Source organism: Ochrobactrum sp. AN78 (assembly GCF_029909885.1).
Classification (GTDB): Bacteria; Pseudomonadota; Alphaproteobacteria; order Rhizobiales; family Rhizobiaceae; genus Brucella; species Brucella quorumnocens.
In genome coordinates, this window is sequence record NZ_JASAMU010000015.1 from 1 (window position 1) to 21,743 (window position 21,743).

Sequence of the window (21,743 nt, forward strand, 5' to 3'; positions counted from 1 at the left end):
GCCGGTCAGATCGGGGGCTTGGCGCTGCGTCCTTCATCAAGAAGTGTCGCATTTCTATCTGGCCACCGGTGTCGCATCTCTACCCAGCATTGACATTGGCGATGATCTGGCTGATCAGCGCGGCGCGGCGCGGAAGTCCGGCTATGGTCACATGCTCGTATTCGGCATGCGGGCCACCACCCTCCGCACCCAGACCATCCAGTGTCGCAATAGCAAGCGCCGAGGTGAAATTTCCATCGCTTCCACCCCCGACAGCACTGCCAGAAACGGTCATGCCCAGGGCAATTCCTGCACGGGTCGCCTGTTCGAACAGGGCTTTGTTGCGCGCATTGACCTCCATCGGCGGACGGTTCAGCCCCCCGGAAACCTCGATCTGGGCGCCATCGAGAAAAACCGGGCACGTGCGGATTTCCGCTTCCACCCGTTCCGCTTCGTCAAGCGAGCTCACGCGCACGTCGATCGACAGGCTGGCATGATCGGGGATGACATTGATACGGTTTCCCGCCTGAGCGATACCGACATTGACCGTGGTCCCTTTGGAGAGGTCCTGCAGGGCATGGAGCCTGAGAATCTGCCGGGCCATTTCCTCGGCTGCACTGATACCGCCGAGCGGGTTGTTGCCGGCATGAGCGGCTTTTCCCTTGATGAGCATCTGAAATTGGCCGGTTCCCTTGCGGGCAATCTTGAGGTTTCCGGTCCCCTCCTCCGACGGTTCAAGCACCAGCACCTGATCACATTGCCGGGCGGTTTCCTCAATCAGCGCGCGCGAATGCCAGCTGCCGGTCTCCTCATCGCTGGTGCACAGGAACCAGACCTCGTGATTGTCGAGCGCCTTTGCGGCGATCAACGCCTTCAACGCCCACAGACCTTGAATGACGCCCCCCTTCATGTCGAAAGCGCCCGGTCCGTAGTATTTTCCATCTTCGATACGGGTACCAAGGCGGTCGAGATCCCAGACCGTGTCGAAATGCGTCAACAGCAAACTGCGGCGATCTCCCTGACCGATCTTGAACAACAGATGATCACCGACCTGCGTCTGCGCGAAGCGTTCAGGCCGCACATGCAAATGGCGCGCAAACAGTTCGGAGAGAAAAGCGCCGCAGGCATCGACCAGAGCCTTGTCTTGGGTTGGCGACTGGTGCTCGACAAGCGCCTTGAGGTCGTTGAGCATGTCGTCTGCATGGGTGGTGAGATAGTCCAGGAACGGGTTCATCATTTCCTCCAGGATGGTCGGTCGGTGCTGTGCAGGTCTGCTGGCATCCAGAGCTTCACCCAACCGCTGCGATGAACGGGTTATCATCGCCCGCAGGCTGGTCTGGGCGAGGCAGATGCGCCGCAAAACCGGTCCTGAACGCAATTATCAGCCGTAACGGATTGCAACAATTGCTTTAAAGTGGACACCCTGTTGTGTTTTATGCAACAGGGCGTCCATGCAACATCGATCGTTGGTTTATTTTCGCGAAGTCGCCCAGACAGGTTCCCTGCATGAAGCCTCGGCACGACTGCATATTTCGACCTCGGCTATCAGCCGGCAGATTGCCAAACTCGAGGAGTCGCTGGGCATTGTGCTGTTCGAGCGGCGGCCTCGCGGCATGGCGTTGACCGCTGCGGGAGAATTGCTGCTGCAACGCACGCAGCGATTGGCAATCGGCATGGAAGAAGCGCTGTCGGAATTGCGCGCGCTTGCCGGAAAATCGCATGGGCTCATTCGGATTGCGAGCTATGAAGGTTTCGCCCTTGATTGCCTTGGCTACGCCATCGAATCGTTTCGCCGGCAGCACCCGGCGGTGCATTTTCATGTCTGGGTCGGCACCTCGCCTGATATCTGTGCACGCATCAAGAATGGGGCAGCAGATATTGGTATCACCTACAGCTATCCGCCGCCGCCCGATATTGCTATTCAGCATATTGCCTTGCGACCGATCTTCGCCGCGCTACGCAGCGATCATCCCCTGGCGGGCAGGTCCTCTGTCACATTGAGTGATCTGCGCGGCGAACAATGGGCGGTTCCCGACGAGGACCGGACCCAGCGGCTACTGCTGCAGGCAGCCCTGGCGGCCAAGGGAATTGCTTTCAACCCAGTCTTCTCCACCAATTCCATGGCGATGCTGCGTGCTTACAGTTTCTCCTCGGGAACGACCTCGATCACTGGTTCCCCGGACCTGGCGCGCGGCACCGAGCACAGTCTTGCTCTGGTGCCGATCGAAGATCCCATCCTGGCGACCAGTGCCCTGCATATTCTGACCATGGAGGGTCGAAACCTGTCCCCGACCCTGAACCAATTTCTCGACGCGCTCAAAGCACTGACGCCGCCCGGGCAGGATTAAAATTTTGCCAGCATGGCCCCGCCTTTTTCCGATAGGAGACCGGGGATATGCGGCGACGGTTGCTCAGTGCAATGGAATGATGTTGTGGCCTTGGCTACGGCTTTTCGGGATGCGTTCTCATCGTCACTGCTGGGTGAGTTCGGGGCGCTTTTGATCGTTTGTGGGCGCTTCCGGAATGGTGCTTCAACCCGTCCGTGCTTTCTACGCGCGCGTAAAAAAAGCCGCTGACGCGGCTTTTTCTTTCAACAGGCAACGATGATTACATCATATGCTCGGAAACCTTGCCCTCGGCATCCAATGTCAGCATGACAGTTTTGCCATCCTTCATTGACGATGCTTCCCATAGGCCCTGCTGGTTGAGCTTGAGATTTTTGAGGTCGGTATAGCCGGCCTTGTTGAACAGTTCGGTCGCCTGGGCTTCGGTCAGGCTGTTCTGACCGGCATCAGGGGTCTTATCATCATGAGTGGGTGTGTCGGTGGCACCAGGCACGTCACTATTTGGGGTCTGGGTTGCCTGGGCGCCAGCAAGGGCTGGTGAAAGGGCCATCGCACCTGCGATAAGGAGTGTTGCGAACTTCATAGCATTTCCTCTCATTTTCTGGTTGGTATGTTAACTAACCCCCCTGACCAGAGATGGTTCCCGAACACGCGCAATAATGATCAGACGGGTTGTGGTCCCTATTCGGACACAGTTGGTTGCGCGAAAAAACAACAAGGGCTGGCCAAATGAGACGGATGCAAAGCCACAGGCCTGCATCGTGAAAGCGGGGCCTGTTTGTTGCGGGGGTTGTTCAGTCGGGATGGCTATCGCGATAGACTAGGCGCTCTGCGGGTATTTTGAGGGAAAGCGACAGACCTTCGGGCTGCCAGTCGCGCGCGATCACCGCATTCAGCCCCTGTACCGTCGCCTTTTCAAGAGCGGCACCAAATCCCTTGCGCTCGGGTGGGTGTTGCAGGATCTCCCCACCGGTTTCCTTCCAGTTCAAGGACAGCAGTTCGTCATCCAGACCAATATTGATCGCCAGCTGACCCTGCGGGGATGACAGAGCGCCATATTTGGCGGAGTTGGTGGTCAGTTCATGCAGCAAAAGTGCGAAGGAGGTGAGGCCATTGCCTGCGACCGCAACGTCGGTGCCAGTGATTTTCACAGGAGAGCGCTGCTCGCCCTTATGCGGTGCGACAATCGCCTCGATCAATGCCACCACCGACGTGGCACGATCTGCCGGGCTGTTCTTGCCAAGCACGGGCAAGGTGAGTTCATGGGCGCGTGCCAGCGCCTGCAGCCTTGAACGCAAGTCCGCGACAAGATCTTCGATGGTTTCTGCTGAGCGTGCGCTCAACGATATCAGTCCTGATGTGAGACCGAACAGGTTTTTGATGCGATGATTGATTTCCTGAAGCAGAATATCTTTCTGTTGCGCAGCCTCACGCAGCGCCTGCGCCTGTGCCGCCAGTTCATCGCGTTGCAGAGCGAGCTGCTGTCGCTGACGATAGAGCTCGAAGAAAACCGCGGACTTGCTGCGCAGGATATCCGGTTCGATGGGCTTTTGAATGAAATCCACCGCACCAGCCTCGTAGCCCTGAAAGCGGCGTTGTCCGGCGCTGCCGGCGGTGACAAAAATGATCGGGACATGGCGCGTCCGTTCGTTGCCCCGCATCAGTTCTGCCAGCTGAAAACCGTCGAGCCCTGGCATCTGGACATCGACAAGTGCCAGCGCCACATCATGCTCGAGCAGAAGTTCAAGTGCCTGGTCACCGGAAGTGGCTTTGAGCAACTGCAAGCCATCGCGGCGCAAGAGAGCTTCCAAAGCGATAAGATTTTCCTCAAGATCGTCAACGAGGAGAAACGAAATGGGTTTCATGTTGACTTAAACCTCTCTTAAATATTGAGCTATCGCGGCAAGCGACAGAATTTTTGCGTCGGGGCAGCTGCGCAAGGCCGCTTCCGGCATAACGGGCACCATCGCCTGTTTGGGGTCCTGAACGAGCACGGTCCCGCCACAGGCTTGAATGACGGCGGCCCCCCGCGCACCGTCGTCATTTGCACCCGACAGGACCACGGCGATCAACTCAGCGCCGAACACCTCGGCAGCACTTTCAAACAACACGTCGATGGAGGGCCTCGAAAACAGGACAGGATCGTCCTTGGACAGTGACAGGCTGAGGTGAGTTTCCACCAGCAGATGGTAATCGGGCGGCGCGAAATAGATGGTGCCTGGCTCCAGCGGCTGGCGGTCCTCGACTTCCTCAACCATCAGACTGCATTTTTGCCGGAACAGTTCGGCCATCAGGCTGCGCCTATCGGGCGGAAGATGCACGACAATAAGCACCGGCAGCCGAAAGCCCGGCTTGAGCAGCGGCAGGATTGCCGACAGGGCATCGAAAGCGCCCGCCGAAGCACCGATCACCACAGCCTGCGCAGGCGAAGCCATCATGGCGTCAGCCTCTGATAGATCTTTTCGTCGCGCACAAAATCCGCAAATGTCGCGGCCTCGGCGGAAAAGCGCACGCTCTCCTTGGCACCCAGGCCCAAAAAGCCGCGATGGGCAAGCGAATCCCGGAACAAGCCGAGCACACGATCCTTCAGATCATTGTCGAAATAAATCAGCACATTGCGGCAGGAAATCAGGTTCATCTCGCCAAACACCGCGTCAGTGACCAAACTGTGGTCGGAAAACACCACATTGCGGCGCAGCGACTTGTCAAACGACACCCGTCCATAAGCAGCCTGATAATAGTCGGACAGCGATGTCTTGCCGCCCGAACGCTGATGATTGGTGGTGAAGGACTGAACCCGTTCAATGGCATAGACACCGGCTTCTGCCGCCTGCAACGCCTCCTGATTGATATCGGTCGCGTAAAAAATCGTGCGATCTTCCAGCCCCTCTTCGCGAAACAGGATGACCATGGAATAGAGTTCTTCGCCGCTGCTGCAGCCGGCAATCCAAACCTTCAATGAGGGATAGGTTCGCAGATGGGGTATGACGCGCTCACGAATGGCGCGGAAGTAATCCGGATCGCGGAACATGTCGCTGACCTGAACGGTCAGGAAGCGCAGCAGCTGTGGCAGCATAGCCGGATCGCGCAACAGACGATCCTGCATGGCCGAGAAACTCGGAAACTCCAACTGATCGCGGGCCTGGCGCAACCGGCGCCGGATCGAACTCATCGCGTAATTGCGGAAATCATAATGGTAGCGCAGATAGAGCGCCTCCAACAGCAATCGGATCTCGATTTCCTCAGGCGAACCTGGCTTGTTCCCGCTGGTCATTTGGGCATCCAGACCCGCACAAGCGACAGCAGCTTGTCGACATCAAGCGGCTTGGCCATGTAATCATTGGCACCCGCTTCGATGCAGCGCTGCTGGTCATCCGGCATCGCCTTTGCGGTGAGCGTGATGATCGGCAATTTTTTGAAGCTCGGATTCTGGCGGATGTGCCGTGTCGCGGTCAAACCATCCATCACCGGCATCATCACATCCATCAGCACCAGATCGATGGCGGCGTCGGCGTTGCTTGTTGAGCGCTCAAGCGCATCGAGCGCCTCCTGGCCATTGCGGGCAATCATCACCTGTGCGCCCCGGGGCTCCAGAATATTGGTCAATGCATAGACATTGCGGATGTCATCTTCGACCACCAGGATACGGCGGCCTTCCAACAAGGCGTCGCGATGGCGAGCCTTGCGGATCATCTTCTGCTGCTCGGGCGGCAATTCCGAAATAATCTGATGCAGGAAGAGACTGACCTCATCAAGCAGCCGTTCAGGGGATTTCGCGCCCTTTATGATGATCGATTTTGAATAGCGCCGTAGTTTCTGCTCGCTTTCAGAGGAAAGCTCACGTCCGGTATAGACGATCACCGGCGGGAAGGCATAGGCACTTTCACTGCTGAGCGTTTCAAGCAAAGAAAAGCCGGAGGCATCGGGCAGCGACAGATCGAGCACCATGCAGTCAAAGGTCTGTTCACGCAGCAGATCAAGGCACTCGGCCGCATTGCCGGCTGTGACGGTCTCGACTTCGCGTGATCCCAACAGCTTGGCCACGGCCTCGCGCTGGCGTTGGTCGTCCTCGACGATCAGAACCCGGTGCATTCGCTGTTCCAGCTTGGCCTCCAACTTGGTGAGAACACCGACCAGCTGCTCGCGACTGACGGGCTTGGTCAGGTATCCCACGGCTCCGAGCGAAAACGCGGTGCGGGTATGATCGCCCGCCGATATGACATGGATAGGGATGTGTCGGGTCTGAACATCGTTTTTCAGTCGATCCAGCACCGAGAGACCGGATTGGTCGGGAAGGCCGACATCAAGAACGATCGCATTGGGCGAGAACTCGCGCGCGACCCGCACGGCCTCCTCTGCTGTACGCGCAACCACCGCTTGGAAACCCATCTCGCGTGACAGATCGCGCACGATGGTGGCGAATGTCTCATCATCTTCGATGACGAGCAGAACGCGCTTGTCACCGGTGATGGCATCGCGATCATCGTCAAGTCGGCGTGGCAGCGCGATGGTCGGTTGCTGTGCAGCCAGCGATTGTTCTGGGGCCTGCGATTGTTCGAAAGGAACCGGCGCAACCGCCGCATCGCCGCGGCCATGTTTGAGAGGAAGCGTCAGGGTAAAGCAACTGCCCTGGCCGGGTGTGCTTTCGACACGGATGCTACCGCCGAGCAGCCGGGCGAGCTGGCGCGATATCGACAGGCCAAGCCCGGTTCCGCCATAGCGGCGGCTGATGGTGCTGTCAGCCTGATGGAAGGCTTCGAAAATGCTTTTTTGCTGCTCTGCGGAAATCCCGATGCCGGTATCGCTGACCGAGAACAGGATCTCGTCGTCGGCTTGGGCGGCAATGGCGAGAACGACCTTGCCGCGATCGGTGAATTTGATGGCGTTGGAAATCAGATTTTTGAGAATCTGCTCCAGGCGTTGTGGATCGGTCTCAAACGATCTGGGGATCACCGCATCGATCGTAATCTCGAAGTCGAGTTTCTTTTCCTGCGCAACAGGATCAAACAGCTGTCGCAGCCCTGTCGCCAGCCGCGCCAAAGGGGTGACTTCGGGGTGGATTTCGACATGACCCGCCTCGATCTTTGACAAATCGAGAATGTCATTGATCAGATTGAGAAGATCATTGCCGGAAGACTGGATGGTGCGAGCATATTTGACCTGTTCCTGCGTGAGATTTTCATCCGGATTATCGGCAAGAAGCTTGGCGAGAATGAGCGAGGAGTTCAACGGGGTCCTTAGCTCGTGTGACATATTGGCGAGGAAGTCGCTCTTATACTGGCTTGATCGCTCAAGTTGCTGCGCCTTGAGTTGTACGGAAGCGTGAGCGCGCTCAAGGTCCGTGCGTTGCATCTCCAGCTGGTTGGCCTGTTCCTCGAGCTGACTGTTGGTTTGCTCGAGTTCGATCTGCTGCTGTTCAAGACGGGACTGGGATTCCTTGAGGACGCGGCTTTGTTCTTCGAGCTCCTCATTGGACACGCGCAGTTCTTCGCCCTGGGCCTGTAATTCCTCGGACTGCTGTTGCGTTTCCTCAACCAGGTTCTGCAACTCGTCGCGATAGGTTGCAGCCTGAACGCTGAGCGCGATGGCTTCTGCCACGGTGGTGAGCAGGGATAGAACGGCCGGGTCGGTCGGCTGCAGAAAGCCCAGTTCCATCACCGCATTGACATTTCCATGCACGGAGGCGGGCAGGATCACCAGATGCTTGGGCTTGTCGCGACCCAGTGCCGAACCAAAGCTCAGATAACCATCCGGAACATCGTTGAGCAGGACAGGGGCTGCTTTGGCGGCAGCTTCTCCAAGCAATCCTTCCCGATTGGCAAATTGTCTGGGAACAGCGTGATCATCGGGTACGCCATAGACAGCGGAGCGCCTGTACTGATCGCGGGTGCCAGAGAAGAACGCGCCGGCCACCGCCCCGGTATAGCCTGTAAGGTAATCGAGAATGCTGGCGCCAAGTTCCTCAATTGCCTGATCACCGGCCATTGCCGCAGCCAGACCGATTTCACCGCTTTGCAGCCATTCTTCGCGGGCCCTGTTGAGGGCTGCCTTGCGCAGCAGATATCCGATGATCAGCGTCAGGATAATGCCCAGCAGAGCGGCGAGAATTGTACTGATCAGCGCCTGGCTCTGCGCCCGCTCCATTTCCGCGAGCCGCACGGACCGCATGTCGTTTTCCACCTGCGTCATGGCATCAATGGTTTCGCGGATGGCGTCCATCTCCAGCTTGCCGCGATCGGAGCGCACAAGCGTCAGGGCACGCTCCAATCCTTGTTCTTTGCGCAAAGCGATCGCTTCAGCCATCTCCTCAAGCTTGGCATCGACATGCTGGCGCAGCGTCTCAAGGCGATCGCTTTGTCCCGGATTATCCCTGGTGCGCTCGGAAACCTTTTCGAGCTGAGCGTTCACGGCCGCAAGAGCGGTCCGATAGGGGGCAAGATAGCTTTCTTCGCCGGTCAGCAGATAGCCGCGCTGTCCGGTTTCCGCGTCCTGAAGCTTGGACAGCAGGCTCTGGAGAGAGACAATGGCGCGGTGGGTTTCGACAATGCGTTGATTGGCAACCCGCAGCCCCTGAAAATTGACATAGGTGACTAGTCCGCTGACCATGAAAAACACGAGGGCTGCGGCCAGTCCCATCGCCACACTGAAATCGATTCCCAACAGCTTGCCGGAACGGTTGGCAGTTTCGCGCATGGTCATGAAGAACTCTTGCTTAGGAATGATGGGAGGAAAGGAACGCGATCATCGCGTGTGGAGGAGACGGCAAGTGGCGACGTCGCGACCGGTTCCGGGAACCGGCAGGAGCTTACGCACAATGACAACATGATTCTCCCCGACCCAATCTCAAAGATAGATCAATAGCTTAAAGCAGACGCAATGTCTGTCCATTAGTAGACACAAATATGGTTTGCCGCAATGCGCGCATTGCTGCCGCGGACGCAGCTCATCCGGCAGCGGAGCGGGGTCCGATTGCGGTCAGCATGCGCCTGCCATTGTGAAACAGCAAAAAGCCACGCAGAATGCGTGGCTTTTTCAAAACAACTAGACGCGGCTAGAATTTCTGGCTGTTATACCAGTCATCGACATCCTTGCGCACAGCGTCTTTTTCAATCCCATAGCGCTCCTGGATCTTGCCCTCGAGCTGATCACGCTTGCCGTTGATCTTGTCAAGGTCGTCATCGGTGAGGTCGCCCCACTTTTCCTTGACCTTGCCCTTGAACTGTTTCCAGTTGCCTTCAACGCGATCCCAATCCATCATAGGTCTCCTCTCATGTGGTCTACAGAAACAGCAAACTTTTCTTTCGGCTGGAAAGTTTGCAAGCCATATTCATCGTATCCAATGGCCTATACTTGTAAACGTTTGCTTTGATTGTTTGTTCCAAGTCATATACTTTTAAAAGTCTTGGAACGATTGTCACGGGACTGTTATAGTCGGGCGAGCGCCGCGAACGGGATGATCTGGTCATGCCTTACGCTCTGCGCCCAGAGGAATGGATTTAACCGCTCCTCTGGGCACGAGAGATCCTACTTGGCCCAACGACCGTCATATTTGAATTCCGGGGCCTTTTCCAAAGCTTCCTTGGTGGTGTCCATCTTGGCGGACCACTTCTTGTCGTTTTCCGCATAAAGGATCTCGACCGATTGCGGCGCGACGATCACGTATTTTTCGCCGATGCCCAGGAAACCGCCAACAGACACGATATAGCCGGTCAGGGCACCTTCAGAGATGATGAGATCCTGAATTTTGCCGATCGACTCATCCTTGGAATTGGTAATATCCAGATTGAGGATATTGCTGGAGATCACATCGGTCGGCTTGGCGGTGACAAAGACCTCGGTTTCGACATTTGTTGCGGTTTGAGCGAAGGCCATTGATCCAAGAGCCAGGGTTGCAGCAGTTGCCAAAATAAGACGACGCATATTAATTCTCCAAAATAAACGCTGGTAATCAGCACGACCACACAATGATGAAGACCACTACTTGGTTCCCGTCGGCGGTAGATTTTTATGCAAGCCTGGTTGGCGTGATCGCAGAGCCCCCACGCGCTTGCCGCACGTACAGAGCCTGCTTGCAGCCCCCATCGAGCCTGATTGAAACCTCGAATAATTCCTGGAGGGTCCTCGCCCTCGTTGCGAGACCAATGGCCATCAGGACCAATCGATCGCCTCTTAATAATTCAAGCGGAGCCTGCGAATTGCATGGAGCTTTTTGTGGTTTTGGGAGTTCTACTTTCATATGAGGAGTCGATGCATGCTCAAACCCACCCATCCTGGACATTATCCCGATCGAGATATCGATTGTCAGAACGCTGTTGCCAATGAGGTCAAAGGGTTGATCGCTTCAGCAGTCAATGCGGGCTGGGATGAGATCGAAACGGCGCTTGCCATAAAGATTGTTGCGACCAGGCTGCTTGAGAACCGCGATGCTGCCCTGGAAGATTGAGAGGAGATAAAAATGGTAGAAAAAAAGAATCCATGGTCCGATCCAGACCTTCACAGAGACGATCAGTCCGCCGACCCGTCCAAAGTCGAGCAGAGGGATCATCAACAGAAGCCAACCCATGAACAGAGCAATGCGCCCGGCAGCCAAAAGAAAAAGAAACCGTTGGAGCCCTATCCGGATCGGTCGCGATAATAGCAGGGATAAGAACCATTTGAGTCCCAAATCCGCTGACAACTATCCGGGTCGTCCCGCCGACTGCCAACAGGCGGTTGTGCCGCTTCTCACCGCTATCATGAAGCAGGCGACGCTGGGCGGACGCTCGCAAGATGCTGCCGCAAGCGTTGTTGAAGGAACGTCTATGCCGGGCATGAGCGCTCTGATAACCCAGGCAGTTGGTGCGGGCTGTTCGGACTGAAGAGGCAGCGCAGGCTATCAAGGTGGTTTCCGAGAAACTGCAATGCGGGGATGTCGGCAGACAGCTGGATCACTAAGTTTGGCCTGTGTCGGTTTGGAGGAACCGACACAGCATGCTCATCATGCGATATCTGATCCGGCGAGATCGGAACGGGATGGCGAAGAAGCCGCATGGTTTTTTGCTACCCCGCTCGTCGCGATCAGGCTCGCAGCGGCCAGGGCTGCGACGGCGGAGAAAATCAGGCTGCCCGCCGCCCCTTGCATTTCGACCAACAGGCCGCCAAGAACTGCCCCGCCCGATATGGCAATCTGGAACGTGGTGAGCATGAGCGCACCGGCGCTTTCCGCTTCATCGCCCGCCGCGCGCGTGGTGAAGCTCTGGGCGGCGACCGGGACTGCACCGAATGCCACGCCCCAGACAACAGTTCCCAGAATGGCCAAGGACGGTACTGTGCCGAAAGCAAACAGGGCGAGGGTTGCAAGGCTCAGCGCCGAGGCGGCCGTGGCAAGCGCCACACGCGTGCTGCGCTCGGCGAGAAGGCCACCCAGAATATTACCAAAAAAGCCCCCTATGCCAAAGACCAGCAGGATCGCGGAGATCTCTGTGATGCCAAATTGCGGCACGGTTTCCAGAAATGGCCGGATATAGGTGAAACTCGCAAAATGTGCGGCAACGACCAGCAGGATGGTTGTCAGGCCAACACGAATGATCGGTCGGCGGAGGATGCCAATGAGGCTGGCAAGCGAGGCGCCCGCCTTTGCCGGCAACGATGGGACAGTCACAAACTGCAGGAATAACGTGAGCATGCCAATAGCTGCGGCCAGCAGGAACGCGTAGCGCCAACCAAAAGTGGCGCCAATCCAGGCACCCAGTGGTGCTGCGCAGACGGTTGCCAGCGAAACACCGGTCATGATAACAGCCATGGCGCGGGGAAGTATCGCATCGGGTGCCAGACGCATCGCAAGCGCCAGCGACAAGGCCCAGAAGCCACCCAGCCCGACCCCGAGCAGAATTCGTGCCGCATAAAGCACCGCAAGATTGGGGGCCAGCGCTGAGAGGATGCTGGAAACCACCAGCATCAGCGTGAGACCTAGCAGAACGTGGCGACGATCAAGCCTCTTTGAATAGATGACAATGCCCGGTCCGGCAAAAGCTGCAACAATGGCGGTCATTGTCATTGACTGCCCGGCGGCGCCAACACTGACGCCCAGATCCGCAGAAATCGGCGTCAGCAGACTGACCGGTAAAAATTCGGCCGTCACCAGTCCAAATACCCCCAGAGACAGGGAGAAGATCGCCGGCCAGGCCGCCTTGTCGGGGCCGGTCTGCGCGCGATTTTCTGCGTTGATTTTCATGTCCATGACGCGCTCCATTTTGCTTCCACGGGCCAAGATAAGGGTGACGTTTCGTTGTTTCTATGATAGTAAATCCGAATAACGTACCATTTCCTCCAATAATTCTGCTCTCTCACCGGTGTCACCATGCAAGATCCGCTGACCGAAATTCTCCGCAGTCTGAGGCTGGATGGCGTCGAATATGGGCGATGTCAGCCTTGCGCTCCGTGGGCGACGGCTTTCCCGGCCGGGGAGCCGGCGCGCTTTCATTTTCTGGCTTCCGGCTCAGCCTTCATCCAGTCGCCGGATGGCGAGTGGCATCCACTCAAGCCCGGAGATGCGGTGTTGCTGCCGCGTGGCGACGCGCATGTCATTGCCAGCGCACCGGGGGTCAGCCCGGTCCCGATTGGAGCATTTCCGAGAAAGTCGGTCGGTGGCATTATCGATGTTGAATGCCCGAATGCAGACAGTCGTAATCTGTTGTTCTTCGCTGTCATGACGTTCAATCTCGAGCGCAACCACCCCTTGCTGCAATTGATGCCGGATTTTATCAGGGCAAATGATTTTGCGGCCAGAGAGCCCTCTCTTCCAGCACTGTTGGAGAGCATGGCGCGGGAGGTTGAGATGAATCGTGTCGGCGCGTGCGGAATTGTTGCGCGGCTAGCCGACGTATTAACGGCAACCATGATCCGCAGCTGGGTCGAACATGGTTGCGGCACGGAAAAAGGCTGGCTGGCCGCATTGCGCAACAACGAGATTGGCCGCGTGCTGGCGGCTGTGCATTTGGATCCGGTGCGCCACTGGAGCGTTGAGGATCTCGCGCAGATCATGGGCGCATCGCGATCAAGCTTCGCGCAGCGGTTTCTCGACATTGTCGGCGAGACACCGGCGCGCTATGTCGGGCGAACCCGCATGCAGCAGGCGCATCAATGGCTGAAGCAGGGCCAGCGGGTGGCGATTGTCGCCCATAGGCTTGGTTATGAGTCAGAAGCCTCATTCAGCCGTGCCTATAAGCGGATTACCGGCGCGCCTCCCAGTGCCCATCGCGCGCCGCCGGCACCGCATCATCCGGCGCCTATCTGATCGAGGCAACGCTATGTTTAAGAGCTGGCCATGCGCCGAGCACCTCTCGCAAGCCCCCATGCGACAGGTTAGGCGACACAGCCATGATCTTTGTTGAGCTCACGGCTTTTGCGACTTAGGGTGATCCATGATCAAAGCTATTGCCGGTCTGATCTGACAGCGCGGCTGCTGTTGCGTTTTTGGCGACAACTGCTGCTGACAGGGATGAAGCCTGATCGCGCGTGAGTCGCTGCTTCAGGCGGCGGTGCGCGCGGGTTTCTATGCGCCGCTTGCCGGAATGCTTGTGTTGTCGCTGGCCGTACGCGCAGTCTTGGTGCGGCCATTCTGGTTTGCTGGTGCATCCGGGGATCAGCACGCGCCACAGCCCCTCCGTCCTGATGGCGGAACATCAAATCGAAGCCCCCTCGCCGTCTATAGCATCGTCGTTGGGGCGTCACCATCGGGCTGACACGCCTTTGCCTGAACCCTATAACTGCAATGCGGAGGCGTGATCAAGCGAAGGCGGCTGAAAGCGTAGATCGGACCGCACCATGCACTGTCGCAGCCTGGCACAGGGATCTGCCCTTCCCGAAACAGCCTTATGTCAAAGTTTCTGGCGATGGTGAAACTTGGCTTTGAGCCTGTCCCAGCCTTTGAACAATCCGCGTTTGTCGGTGGCTTCGAAGATCTCGTCGGGACCGTTTGGGTCAAGAATTTCATTTTCGGCCAGCCATGTTTCAATATCCGACAGGTCTGGAATCCAATATGGATAGAGGCTGCGCCCGTCGCCGCACAAACGTTCGATGGTGGCAATCAAGGATCCGGTTTCTGCAAATTTGGCGGCGACCCGCGTCGGTTCAACGCCCAAATGCTCAGCAACAAGATCATCGCGCAGCCGCGCGATCTGCAGACGCAGGCCATCGTCGGCCGCTTCCGCCCAAAGGATGACATCGCATTCACTGTCGAGGCGCATTGAACGGTTGTTGAAATTCGATGAGCCCACCCGCAGCACTGTGTCGTCCACCACCATGACCTTGGCATGCACATAGATGGGTTGACCGCCCGCGGTCCGGGGATGCCAGATCCTCAGACGTCGACGGTGATCGATGCGTTCAAGCGCCTGCACCAGCCTTGCGCGTGCAGAATCCATCGCCAGCGGCTCCAGCCAACCCTGGGCCGATTCCGGTGTGACGATGACGATTTCAGGGGGATCCGCCTCGCAAAGACGCTCGGCAATCGCCCGGGCGATTTTGCGGGAGGCAAAATACTGGCTCTCTGCATAGATATGGCGCTTGGCCCTGCGGATCATGTCCAACCATGCAGTTTCGATCTCGTGGACCGGCTGCTGATTGGCCATCTTGGGAATTGTGCGCGCAATACCAAGCCGCATATGGGTGAAGGTTGCTTTCAAACCCTCAGGCCAGCAATCATGCGGTTGCTGACAGCGCGGCAAGGTCTCACCGGTCGCCGCTTGCCACCGCATGCGGCCCAGATCGCCAATGGCACGTGCCGCGTCTCCATCAAAGGCGCTGGTGGCATCATGCCATGGATCCTCGGGGCTACCGCTGGGGCTGACGCGGCGTGGATCATTGTCGAGATGCTCCCGCGTATCCCAGCGACGCATTGTCAGATCGATGCCGCCGCAAAATGCCAGACTGTCGTCAATTGCCACAATCTTTTGATGGTGTGAGCCGGCGACAGGATGTTTGGCATCGAATTTCAGGGTAATGCGCGGATGGGCTTTCCAGCGCAGGATCGTCCAAAGCATATTGCCACGCAGCAATGCCTTGAAGGCGCCGGTGTCCCAGCGCAACAAACGGATTTCGAGGGAAGGCGTGCGATCGGCCAACCAGAGGATGAAATCCCCCAATTGTTGTGGTCCGCCGTCATTGCACTCCCCAATGTCGATGCGTGTGTCGAAATCCCAACCGACCAGCATGATCGAGTGGCGGGCCTTGAGCAGCGCCTTGCGCAAGGAAACGAAATAGTCTGCACCATCGACAATGAACGCGAAGCGCTCCGCAGTTTCAACCCGCCAGCAATTCATGCCGGGACGCAGCAATTGATCTTCGCTCATAGCCCCTCATCGCCCATTTATCCATGGCGGCAATGCGCCAGGCTGCGAAAAGTTCCGTCATGATCTTCGCTGCGTGCCAGGGTGAGACGAGCCGCCATGCAGTGCAGCGTGCAGCGCGCCGTCCGTCAGTGGGACGCGCCAGCAAGCATCGGGACGCCCGGAGACTCGTTTTCAGATCATCTGGCCCAATTTCTCTGCGGCCTGACGAAGATCATCGAGATGGGCAAGCCCTTGCGGCAGGGAAAGCCGTTGCGTTGGCGCATGGAAGGACAGCGTAGCACAAAAATTGTTCCTGCTGTCGAGCACGGGAACCGCCACCGCGATCATTCCCTCGACGAGCTCCTCCTGATCGGTGGCAAAACCCTGTGCCTTCACCAGATCGATCTCCGCGCGCAGCGCCTCCGGCTCAATGATCGTCTTGGCGGTGATCGCTTGCCTGGTGCCCGTCAGCAGGTAGCGTTGCAACGCATCCGTGGAAAGAAATGCGAGCGTCACCTTCCCAGCGGCGGTTGCATGCAAGGGCACACGCGATCCGATATGCAGTGCGATGCGCAACGGCCAGTGGGTTTCGACCCGATCGACATAGACCATTTCGTCTTTGTCAGGCACGGCAAGGTTGCAGGTTTCCCCGATTTGCTGATTGAGCCACACGAGCACGTTCCTGCTGGGAAGGTTGCTCAAGGACGCATGCATTGCCCCAATTGCCATTTCGCGAAAACGCGCGCCCGGCAAATAGCTTTTTCCATCGATGTTCTTGGCGAGAAAACCCTGATCTTCGAGATAGGCAAGCAAGCGGTGCACGGTCGGCTTGGGCAGTCTGAGTTCTTCAATGATTTCCGCAGGGGTCATGGCGCGGCGTCGAGACCCCAGCAATTCAAGGATTTGCAAGTTTCGGATACTTGGACTGCTTACCAGATTGTCAGGATCGTTCTTCATCAAAAAACTACATTTAGAACCAAAGTCTCTAAGGTCTAGCGCAGCTGCGGCGGCTATCCAAGAGAAATATATCCGGCAAATTCAACAAGTTATTTTTTTCGAGACGTTTCGTCTCAATTTTCGGTTGACTCCGCATCGCTTTGCGCAAAAGCTTGAGGCACTGCGATCCATAAGAGGAGTGTGGATCGGGTGATAACCGTCAAACGCGAGGAGGGCGTCATGTCGGACACAACCGTGCATGCGGTGAGGAGCTGCAGCCAGACAAGCGATGTCAGAAAAGTTGTTTTCGCCAGTCTGATCGGCTCGACAATCGAGTGGTATGACTTTTTTCTTTACGGTGTGGTGGCCGGCATTGTGTTCAACCACCTGTATTTTCCATCTGACAATGAAACTGTTTCCATCATGTTGGCCTATGCGACATTTGCCGTTGGTTTCGTCGCACGCCCGTTGGGTGGCCTGATTTTTGGGCATTTTGGGGACTTGGTCGGTCGCAAGGCGATGCTGATCATAAGCTTGCTGATGATGGGCGGCGCGACTGTCGCGATTGGTTTGCTGCCTGGCTATCAGACGATCGGCATCATGGCCCCGATCGCCCTTCTTTTCCTGCGCATCCTGCAGGGGATTGGTATCGGCGGCGAATGGGGCGGTGCGGTTCTGATGGCTTATGAATATGCCCCTGACAATAAGCGTGGCTTCTACGCTTCGCTTCCGCAGATCGGCCTGTCGCTGGGTCTGTTCCTGTCATCAGGCGTGATGGCGCTGCTGTCCCTGCTTCCCGACGATCAATTCATGGCATGGGGCTGGCGCGCGGCCTTCATCGGATCGATCATCCTGGTATTTCTGGGCACCTGGATCCGATCGAACATTCACGAGAGCCCCGAATTTGTGAAAGCCAAGGCGGCGTCCCGCAATCGCGATCAAGGGTTGCCGTTCACAACCATGATCAAACGCTATCCGGGCAATGTCATTCTGGGCATGGGCGCGCGCTACATCGACGGTGTCTTCTTCAATATCTTCGCGGTGTTCTCAATTCTCTATCTCACGCGCTATGCGGGAATTGACCGGACAACAGCGCTTTGGACCGTTTGCGCGGCGGCTGTGGTCATGGTGGGGTTCATCCCATTGTTCGGACATCTGTCTGATCGGATCGGTCGCCCCCTCACCTATGCCTGGGGATCATTGCTGCTCGGACTGAGCGTGTTCCCGGCTTTCTGGCTGATGTCGACCGGTGAGCCCCTGTTGATTATTCTGGGTATCGTGCTGCCTTTCGGGGTGATTTATCCCATGTGTTACGGTCCGGAAGCGGCGCTGTTTGCGGATCTTTTTGATCCGACGGTGCGATACACCGGGATCTCATTTGTCTATCAATTCTCGGGAATTCTCGCATCTGGTCTCACCCCGATGATCGCCACCTATCTCATGGCCATCGATAACAATGATCCTTTCTGGGTGTGTGTCTACGTGGTCTTTGCCGCGGTGGTTTCCCTGGCATGCGCCTTGGCGATGGAAAGACGGCGCCGACGGACAGCGCAAGGATTGGCCGGAGTCTGAGGGCGATAGAGAGGGGCCACTTGACGCCTGTAAGCGGACCCCGTGATGAGGAAGATCTTTATGAATGAAGTTGCAGATTACATTATCGTCGGGGCTGGATCCGCAGGCTGCATCGCGGCCAACCGGATCAGTGCAGATCCGTCGGTAACGGTTCAATTGCTGGAGGCTGGAAGCAAAGATACCAATCCCTGGATCCACGTTCCGGTCGGCTATTTTCGGACCATGCACGACCCCAAATATGACTGGTGTTATGCAACCGAGCCGGATCCCGGGCTCAACGGTCGGGTATTGAACTGGCCGCGCGGAAAGGTGCTGGGTGGCTCATCATCGCTCAATGGTCTGCTTTATGTCCGCGGCCAGCAACAGGACTATGATCATTGGGCCCAACTTGGCAATCATGGTTGGTCGTGGCAGGACGTTGGTCCGATCTTCGAGAGTTTCGAGACATTTCATCGGCCAGGTGCTGTCGGTCGCGGTCAGCAGGGAGAATTGCAGGTTTCCGATCCGCGTCTGAAGCGAGCAATTTGTGAGAAATGGCTCGAGGCAGCCCAGGCCAATGGCTACCCCTACAATGCCGACTATAACGGTCCAACGCAGGAAGGGGTCGGGCATTTCCAATTGACCATGCATAATGGCCGCCGTTGTTCTTCGGCGAAAGCTTTCCTCGCCCCTGTGCGCCACCGCCAGAATCTGATTGTGCAAACCGATTGCCAGATCACGCGTGTGCTGATCAAGGCGGGTCGGGCGTGTGGTGTTGAAGTTCGCCGGCGCGATGGGACTATCGACACGATTGACGCCAATCGGGAGGTGATCCTGTGTGCGGGCGCGATCGGTTCGCCACACATCCTGCTCATGTCAGGGATTGGTCCCGCGCAGCATTTGAAAGACCACGGGATCGTGGTGCATCGGGATGCGCCGGAAGTCGGGCAGAATCTGCAGGATCACCTGCAGGCGCGCATGGTCTATAAATGCAACGAGCCGACCCTGAACGACGAGGTTCGCAGTCTTTTCAAAAAAGCAGCGATCGGTCTTCAATATGCACTCTTCCGGACCGGTCCGATGACCATGGCGGCGAGTTTGGTTTTCGGTTTCGTCAAAACAAGACCAGAACTCGCCACACCCGATGTACAATTCCATATCCAGCCCTGGTCGGCCGACAGCCCAGGCGAAGGCGTTCATCCATTTTCCGCGTTCACCCAATCGGTCTGCCAGTTGCGTCCGCAGAGCCGCGGGACCATCGCGCTGCAATCAGCAAATGCGTTCGACTATCCGCTCATTCGGCCAAACTATCTGGCGACGCGCCATGATCAGCAGACACTTGTTGACGGTATCCGCATTGCCCGCCGGATCGCCCGCACCCAACCGCTTCTTTCGGCCATTGCCGAGGAATATCGCCCGACCGCTGATCTTCAAAGCGATGACGAGTTGCTGGGTTGGGCGCGCGACAACTCCACCACAATTTACCACCCGACGGGCACGTGCCGGATGGGCGCAGATCAAAACGCGGTTGTCGATCCTTGTTTACGGGTTCGAGGTGTTGCGGGTTTGCGCGTCGCGGACTGCTCAATCATGCCGGAAATTGTTTCCGGCAACACCAATGCCCCGGCGATGATGATCGGCGCGAAAATCGCTGAAATGGTTCTCAAGGACAAGCGAGCCGCCAGCACAATGCAGATGGCTGCCCGCACCAGTTCATATGAAAAAGTAGCGTAGGAGACTTGACTGAAATGAAGATGACGACGGAAGAAGCGTTCGTAAAGGTCCTGCAAATGCATGGAATTGAACATGCATTTGGGATTATCGGCTCTGCGATGATGCCGGTTTCCGACCTGTTTCCAAAGGCGGGCATTGCCTTTTGGGATTGCGCGCATGAGACCAATGCGGCCCTGATCTGCGACGGCTATACGCGCGTGACCGGCAAGATGGGCATGGCTATTGCCCAAAATGGACCAGGGATTACTGGCTTTGTGACCTCTATCAAAACGGCCTATTGGAACCACACACCAATGCTGCTCGTAACGCCGCAAGCGGCCAACAAGACCATTGGCCAGGGCGGCTTCCAGGAAGTGGAACAGATGGCCTTGTTCGAGGATATGGTTTGCTATCAGGAAGAGGTCCGTGACCCATCCCGCATCCCGGAAGTGCTAAACCGTGTCATTGAGAAGGCCTGGCGCGGTTGTGCCCCAGCACAGATCAATATTCCGCGGGATTTCTGGACCCATGTGATCGATGTCGACCTGCCGCAAATCGTGCGGCTTGAGCGCCCGAGTGGCGGACGCGATGCAATTTCGGAGGCTGCAAAGCTTCTGACAGATGCAAAATTTCCCGTTATTCTCAACGGCGCGGGTGTTGTTATCGGCAGTGCCATCGCGGAATCCATCGCTCTGGCCGAGAAACTCGACGCACCCGTTTGCTGTGGCTACCAACACAATGATGCCTTTCCAGGCAGCCATCCACTCTCAGTCGGGCCGCTTGGTTATAATGGCTCGAAAGCAGCGATGGAGTTGATCGCCCAGGCCGATGTGATTCTGGCACTTGGCACCCGTCTTAATCCGTTTTCGACACTACCGGGCTATGGGATCGATTATTGGCCAAAAGACGCAAAGATCATTCAGGTCGATATCAATCCAGACCGTATTGGCCTTACCAAGAAGATTACGGTGGGCATTTGTGGGGATGCGAAACACGTCGCGCAGCAGATCAACGATCAACTTGGGGCCAATGCAGGCGATGTTGGTCGTGACGAGCGCAAACAACTCACCCATCAGCGCAAATCAGCGTGGTTGCAGCAGTTGTCATCGATGGATCATGAAGATGATGATCCAGGCACACAATGGAATGCAGATGCGCGCGAACGCGAAAAACAACGCATGTCTCCACGGCAAGCTTGGCGCGCCATTCAGGCCGGAATGCCGAAGAATGCCATTGTGTCCACTGATATCGGAAACAACTGTGCGATCGGCAATGCCTATCCAACATTTGAAACCGGACGCAAATATCTGGCTCCAGGCATGTTCGGCCCATGTGGATACGGCTTTCCGGCCATCGTCGGCGCCAAGATCGGCCAACCCGATACACCGGTCGTGGGTTTTGCAGGGGATGGCGCTTTTGGTATCTCGATGAACGAAATGACGTCCATTGGTCGCAAAGGCTGGCCAGCAATTACGATGGTCATCTTCCGCAACTACCAGTGGGGTGCGGAAAAGCGCAATACAACGCTTTGGTACGACAATAATTTCGTTGGAACCGAGCTCAATCCAAACCTGAGCTACGCCAAAGTGGCGGATGGGTGTGGCCTCCAAGGCGTCACTGTTGATACCCCGCAATCGCTCACTGAAGCCTTGCAGAAGGCAATTGATGATCAGTCCAAGGGTGTCACGACCTTTATTGAGGTCATTCTCAATCAGGAATTGGGCGAACCGTTCCGTCGCGACGCGATGAAGAAGCCGGTTGTGGTAGCCGGTATTGATAAAATGGATATGCGCGAGCAAATGCCTGTTTGACGATGATACCGGGAGGTTTTCCTCCCGGTTTCTCTCCGCGCAATGCCGAACCGATTGTCGCAACTGCGCGCCCCGGCCGCTGTTTTATCACCCATCTC

The 21,743-nt window shown here is 56.9% G+C and carries 19 protein-coding genes; 8 read left to right on the forward strand and 11 right to left on the reverse strand.

Annotated elements, in window-relative coordinates:
• Nucleotides 1-79: 79 nt before the first annotated feature.
• Nucleotides 80-1,357 carry a M20 family metallopeptidase gene (locus QBD00_RS20685; RefSeq protein ID WP_318580429.1) on the reverse strand — a complete coding sequence of 426 codons (1,278 nt, stop codon included), beginning with the start codon at nucleotides 1,355-1,357 and terminating at the stop codon, nucleotides 80-82.
• Between the two features lie 73 nt (nucleotides 1,358-1,430).
• Here QBD00_RS20685 and QBD00_RS20690 point away from each other — a divergent pair, with 73 nt between their 5' ends.
• Nucleotides 1,431-2,327, forward strand: a complete 897-nt coding sequence (locus QBD00_RS20690; RefSeq protein ID WP_191793586.1) for a LysR family transcriptional regulator — start codon at nucleotides 1,431-1,433, stop codon at nucleotides 2,325-2,327.
• 259 nt (nucleotides 2,328-2,586) lie between these two features.
• Here QBD00_RS20690 and QBD00_RS20695 read toward each other — a convergent pair whose 3' ends face one another.
• From QBD00_RS20695 to QBD00_RS20725, 7 genes are all read right to left on the reverse strand, one after another.
• Complete coding sequence (locus tag QBD00_RS20695; protein ID WP_151094202.1) at nucleotides 2,587-2,907, reverse strand: hypothetical protein; 321 nt, start codon at nucleotides 2,905-2,907, stop codon at nucleotides 2,587-2,589.
• A 211-nt stretch (nucleotides 2,908-3,118) separates the two neighbouring features.
• Nucleotides 3,119-4,189, reverse strand: coding sequence for a response regulator (locus tag QBD00_RS20700; protein WP_151094200.1), 1,071 nt, complete (start codon nucleotides 4,187-4,189; stop codon nucleotides 3,119-3,121).
• A 6-nt stretch (nucleotides 4,190-4,195) separates the two neighbouring features.
• On the reverse strand, nucleotides 4,196-4,762 hold the full coding sequence (locus QBD00_RS20705) for a chemotaxis protein CheB (RefSeq protein ID WP_151094198.1): 567 nt from the start codon (nucleotides 4,760-4,762) through the stop codon (nucleotides 4,196-4,198).
• Complete coding sequence (locus QBD00_RS20710) at nucleotides 4,759-5,598, reverse strand: CheR family methyltransferase (RefSeq protein WP_151094196.1); 840 nt, start codon at nucleotides 5,596-5,598, stop codon at nucleotides 4,759-4,761. Before QBD00_RS20710 ends, QBD00_RS20705 begins: the two co-directional genes overlap by 4 nt.
• Complete coding sequence (locus QBD00_RS20715) at nucleotides 5,595-9,023, reverse strand: response regulator (protein WP_151094194.1); 3,429 nt, start codon at nucleotides 9,021-9,023, stop codon at nucleotides 5,595-5,597. Before QBD00_RS20715 ends, QBD00_RS20710 begins: the two co-directional genes overlap by 4 nt.
• 352 nt (nucleotides 9,024-9,375) lie before the next feature.
• Nucleotides 9,376-9,579 carry a CsbD family protein gene (locus tag QBD00_RS20720; protein ID WP_151094282.1) on the reverse strand — a complete coding sequence of 68 codons (204 nt, stop codon included), beginning with the start codon at nucleotides 9,577-9,579 and terminating at the stop codon, nucleotides 9,376-9,378.
• Nucleotides 9,580-9,848: 269 nt separating this feature from the next.
• Nucleotides 9,849-10,244 carry a PRC-barrel domain-containing protein gene (locus QBD00_RS20725; protein WP_064322587.1) on the reverse strand — a complete coding sequence of 132 codons (396 nt, stop codon included), beginning with the start codon at nucleotides 10,242-10,244 and terminating at the stop codon, nucleotides 9,849-9,851.
• Nucleotides 10,245-10,575: 331 nt separating this feature from the next.
• Here QBD00_RS20725 and QBD00_RS20730 point away from each other — a divergent pair, with 331 nt between their 5' ends.
• The 3 genes from QBD00_RS20730 to QBD00_RS20740 are packed head-to-tail and all read left to right on the forward strand — an operon-like array spanning nucleotide 10,576 to nucleotide 11,182.
• The gene (locus QBD00_RS20730; RefSeq protein ID WP_151094192.1) at nucleotides 10,576-10,767 is read left to right on the forward strand and encodes a hypothetical protein; all 192 of its coding nucleotides are present in this window, start codon (nucleotides 10,576-10,578) and stop codon (nucleotides 10,765-10,767) included.
• A gap of 12 nt (nucleotides 10,768-10,779) precedes the next feature.
• Complete coding sequence (locus tag QBD00_RS20735; protein WP_151094190.1) at nucleotides 10,780-10,959, forward strand: hypothetical protein; 180 nt, start codon at nucleotides 10,780-10,782, stop codon at nucleotides 10,957-10,959.
• A gap of 19 nt (nucleotides 10,960-10,978) precedes the next feature.
• Nucleotides 10,979-11,182: a hypothetical protein gene (locus QBD00_RS20740; protein ID WP_191793588.1), complete on the forward strand. Its 204-nt coding sequence runs from the start codon at nucleotides 10,979-10,981 to the stop codon at nucleotides 11,180-11,182.
• Between the two features lie 119 nt (nucleotides 11,183-11,301).
• On the opposite strand, the gene QBD00_RS20745 is transcribed toward QBD00_RS20740, so the two are convergent.
• Nucleotides 11,302-12,543: an MFS transporter gene (locus QBD00_RS20745; RefSeq protein WP_151094186.1), complete on the reverse strand. Its 1,242-nt coding sequence runs from the start codon at nucleotides 12,541-12,543 to the stop codon at nucleotides 11,302-11,304.
• 120 nt (nucleotides 12,544-12,663) lie between these two features.
• On the opposite strand from QBD00_RS20745, the gene QBD00_RS20750 reads away from it, so the two are divergent.
• The gene (locus tag QBD00_RS20750; protein WP_151094184.1) at nucleotides 12,664-13,599 is read left to right on the forward strand and encodes an AraC family transcriptional regulator; all 936 of its coding nucleotides are present in this window, start codon (nucleotides 12,664-12,666) and stop codon (nucleotides 13,597-13,599) included.
• 583 nt (nucleotides 13,600-14,182) lie between these two features.
• Here the strand turns inward: QBD00_RS20750 and QBD00_RS20755 are convergent.
• Nucleotides 14,183-15,655, reverse strand: a complete 1,473-nt coding sequence (locus QBD00_RS20755; RefSeq protein WP_151094182.1) for a phospholipase D-like domain-containing protein — start codon at nucleotides 15,653-15,655, stop codon at nucleotides 14,183-14,185.
• Between the two features lie 171 nt (nucleotides 15,656-15,826).
• On the reverse strand, nucleotides 15,827-16,591 hold the full coding sequence (locus tag QBD00_RS20760) for an IclR family transcriptional regulator (RefSeq protein WP_151094180.1): 765 nt from the start codon (nucleotides 16,589-16,591) through the stop codon (nucleotides 15,827-15,829).
• Nucleotides 16,592-16,810: 219 nt separating this feature from the next.
• Here QBD00_RS20760 and QBD00_RS20765 point away from each other — a divergent pair, with 219 nt between their 5' ends.
• The 3 genes from QBD00_RS20765 to xsc are packed head-to-tail and all read left to right on the forward strand — an operon-like array spanning nucleotide 16,811 to nucleotide 21,645.
• Nucleotides 16,811-18,142 (forward strand): MFS transporter, encoded by a 1,332-nt coding sequence (locus QBD00_RS20765; RefSeq protein WP_191793590.1) that lies wholly within the window; start codon nucleotides 16,811-16,813, stop codon nucleotides 18,140-18,142.
• Nucleotides 18,143-18,202: 60 nt separating this feature from the next.
• Nucleotides 18,203-19,855 (forward strand): GMC family oxidoreductase, encoded by a 1,653-nt coding sequence (locus QBD00_RS20770; RefSeq protein ID WP_151094174.1) that lies wholly within the window; start codon nucleotides 18,203-18,205, stop codon nucleotides 19,853-19,855.
• A gap of 14 nt (nucleotides 19,856-19,869) precedes the next feature.
• Complete coding sequence (xsc, locus tag QBD00_RS20775) at nucleotides 19,870-21,645, forward strand: sulfoacetaldehyde acetyltransferase (RefSeq protein ID WP_318580430.1); 1,776 nt, start codon at nucleotides 19,870-19,872, stop codon at nucleotides 21,643-21,645.
• The last annotated feature ends 98 nt before the right edge of the window (nucleotides 21,646-21,743 follow it).

Bases quoted from the DNA above. Each gene is read 5' to 3' on its own strand.
- QBD00_RS20690 (WP_191793586.1), top strand. From the start codon at position 1,431: ATGCAACATCGATCGTTGGTTTATTTTCGCGAAGTCGCCCAGACAGGT.
- QBD00_RS20695 (WP_151094202.1), bottom strand. From the start codon at position 2,907: ATGAAGTTCGCAACACTCCTTATCGCAGGTGCGATGGCCCTTTCACCA.
- QBD00_RS20700 (WP_151094200.1), bottom strand. From the start codon at position 4,189: ATGAAACCCATTTCGTTTCTCCTCGTTGACGATCTTGAGGAAAATCTT.
- QBD00_RS20705 (WP_151094198.1), bottom strand. From the start codon at position 4,762: ATGATGGCTTCGCCTGCGCAGGCTGTGGTGATCGGTGCTTCGGCGGGC.
- QBD00_RS20710 (WP_151094196.1), bottom strand. From the start codon at position 5,598: ATGACCAGCGGGAACAAGCCAGGTTCGCCTGAGGAAATCGAGATCCGA.
- QBD00_RS20715 (WP_151094194.1), bottom strand. From the start codon at position 9,023: ATGACCATGCGCGAAACTGCCAACCGTTCCGGCAAGCTGTTGGGAATC.
- QBD00_RS20720 (WP_151094282.1), bottom strand. From the start codon at position 9,579: ATGGATTGGGATCGCGTTGAAGGCAACTGGAAACAGTTCAAGGGCAAG.
- QBD00_RS20725 (WP_064322587.1), bottom strand. From the start codon at position 10,244: ATGCGTCGTCTTATTTTGGCAACTGCTGCAACCCTGGCTCTTGGATCA.
- QBD00_RS20730 (WP_151094192.1), top strand. From the start codon at position 10,576: ATGCTCAAACCCACCCATCCTGGACATTATCCCGATCGAGATATCGAT.
- QBD00_RS20735 (WP_151094190.1), top strand. From the start codon at position 10,780: ATGGTAGAAAAAAAGAATCCATGGTCCGATCCAGACCTTCACAGAGAC.
- QBD00_RS20745 (WP_151094186.1), bottom strand. From the start codon at position 12,543: ATGGACATGAAAATCAACGCAGAAAATCGCGCGCAGACCGGCCCCGAC.
- QBD00_RS20750 (WP_151094184.1), top strand. From the start codon at position 12,664: ATGCAAGATCCGCTGACCGAAATTCTCCGCAGTCTGAGGCTGGATGGC.
- QBD00_RS20755 (WP_151094182.1), bottom strand. From the start codon at position 15,655: ATGAGCGAAGATCAATTGCTGCGTCCCGGCATGAATTGCTGGCGGGTT.
- QBD00_RS20760 (WP_151094180.1), bottom strand. From the start codon at position 16,591: ATGAAGAACGATCCTGACAATCTGGTAAGCAGTCCAAGTATCCGAAAC.
- QBD00_RS20765 (WP_191793590.1), top strand. From the start codon at position 16,811: ATGTCGGACACAACCGTGCATGCGGTGAGGAGCTGCAGCCAGACAAGC.
- QBD00_RS20770 (WP_151094174.1), top strand. From the start codon at position 18,203: ATGAATGAAGTTGCAGATTACATTATCGTCGGGGCTGGATCCGCAGGC.
- xsc (WP_318580430.1), top strand. From the start codon at position 19,870: ATGAAGATGACGACGGAAGAAGCGTTCGTAAAGGTCCTGCAAATGCAT.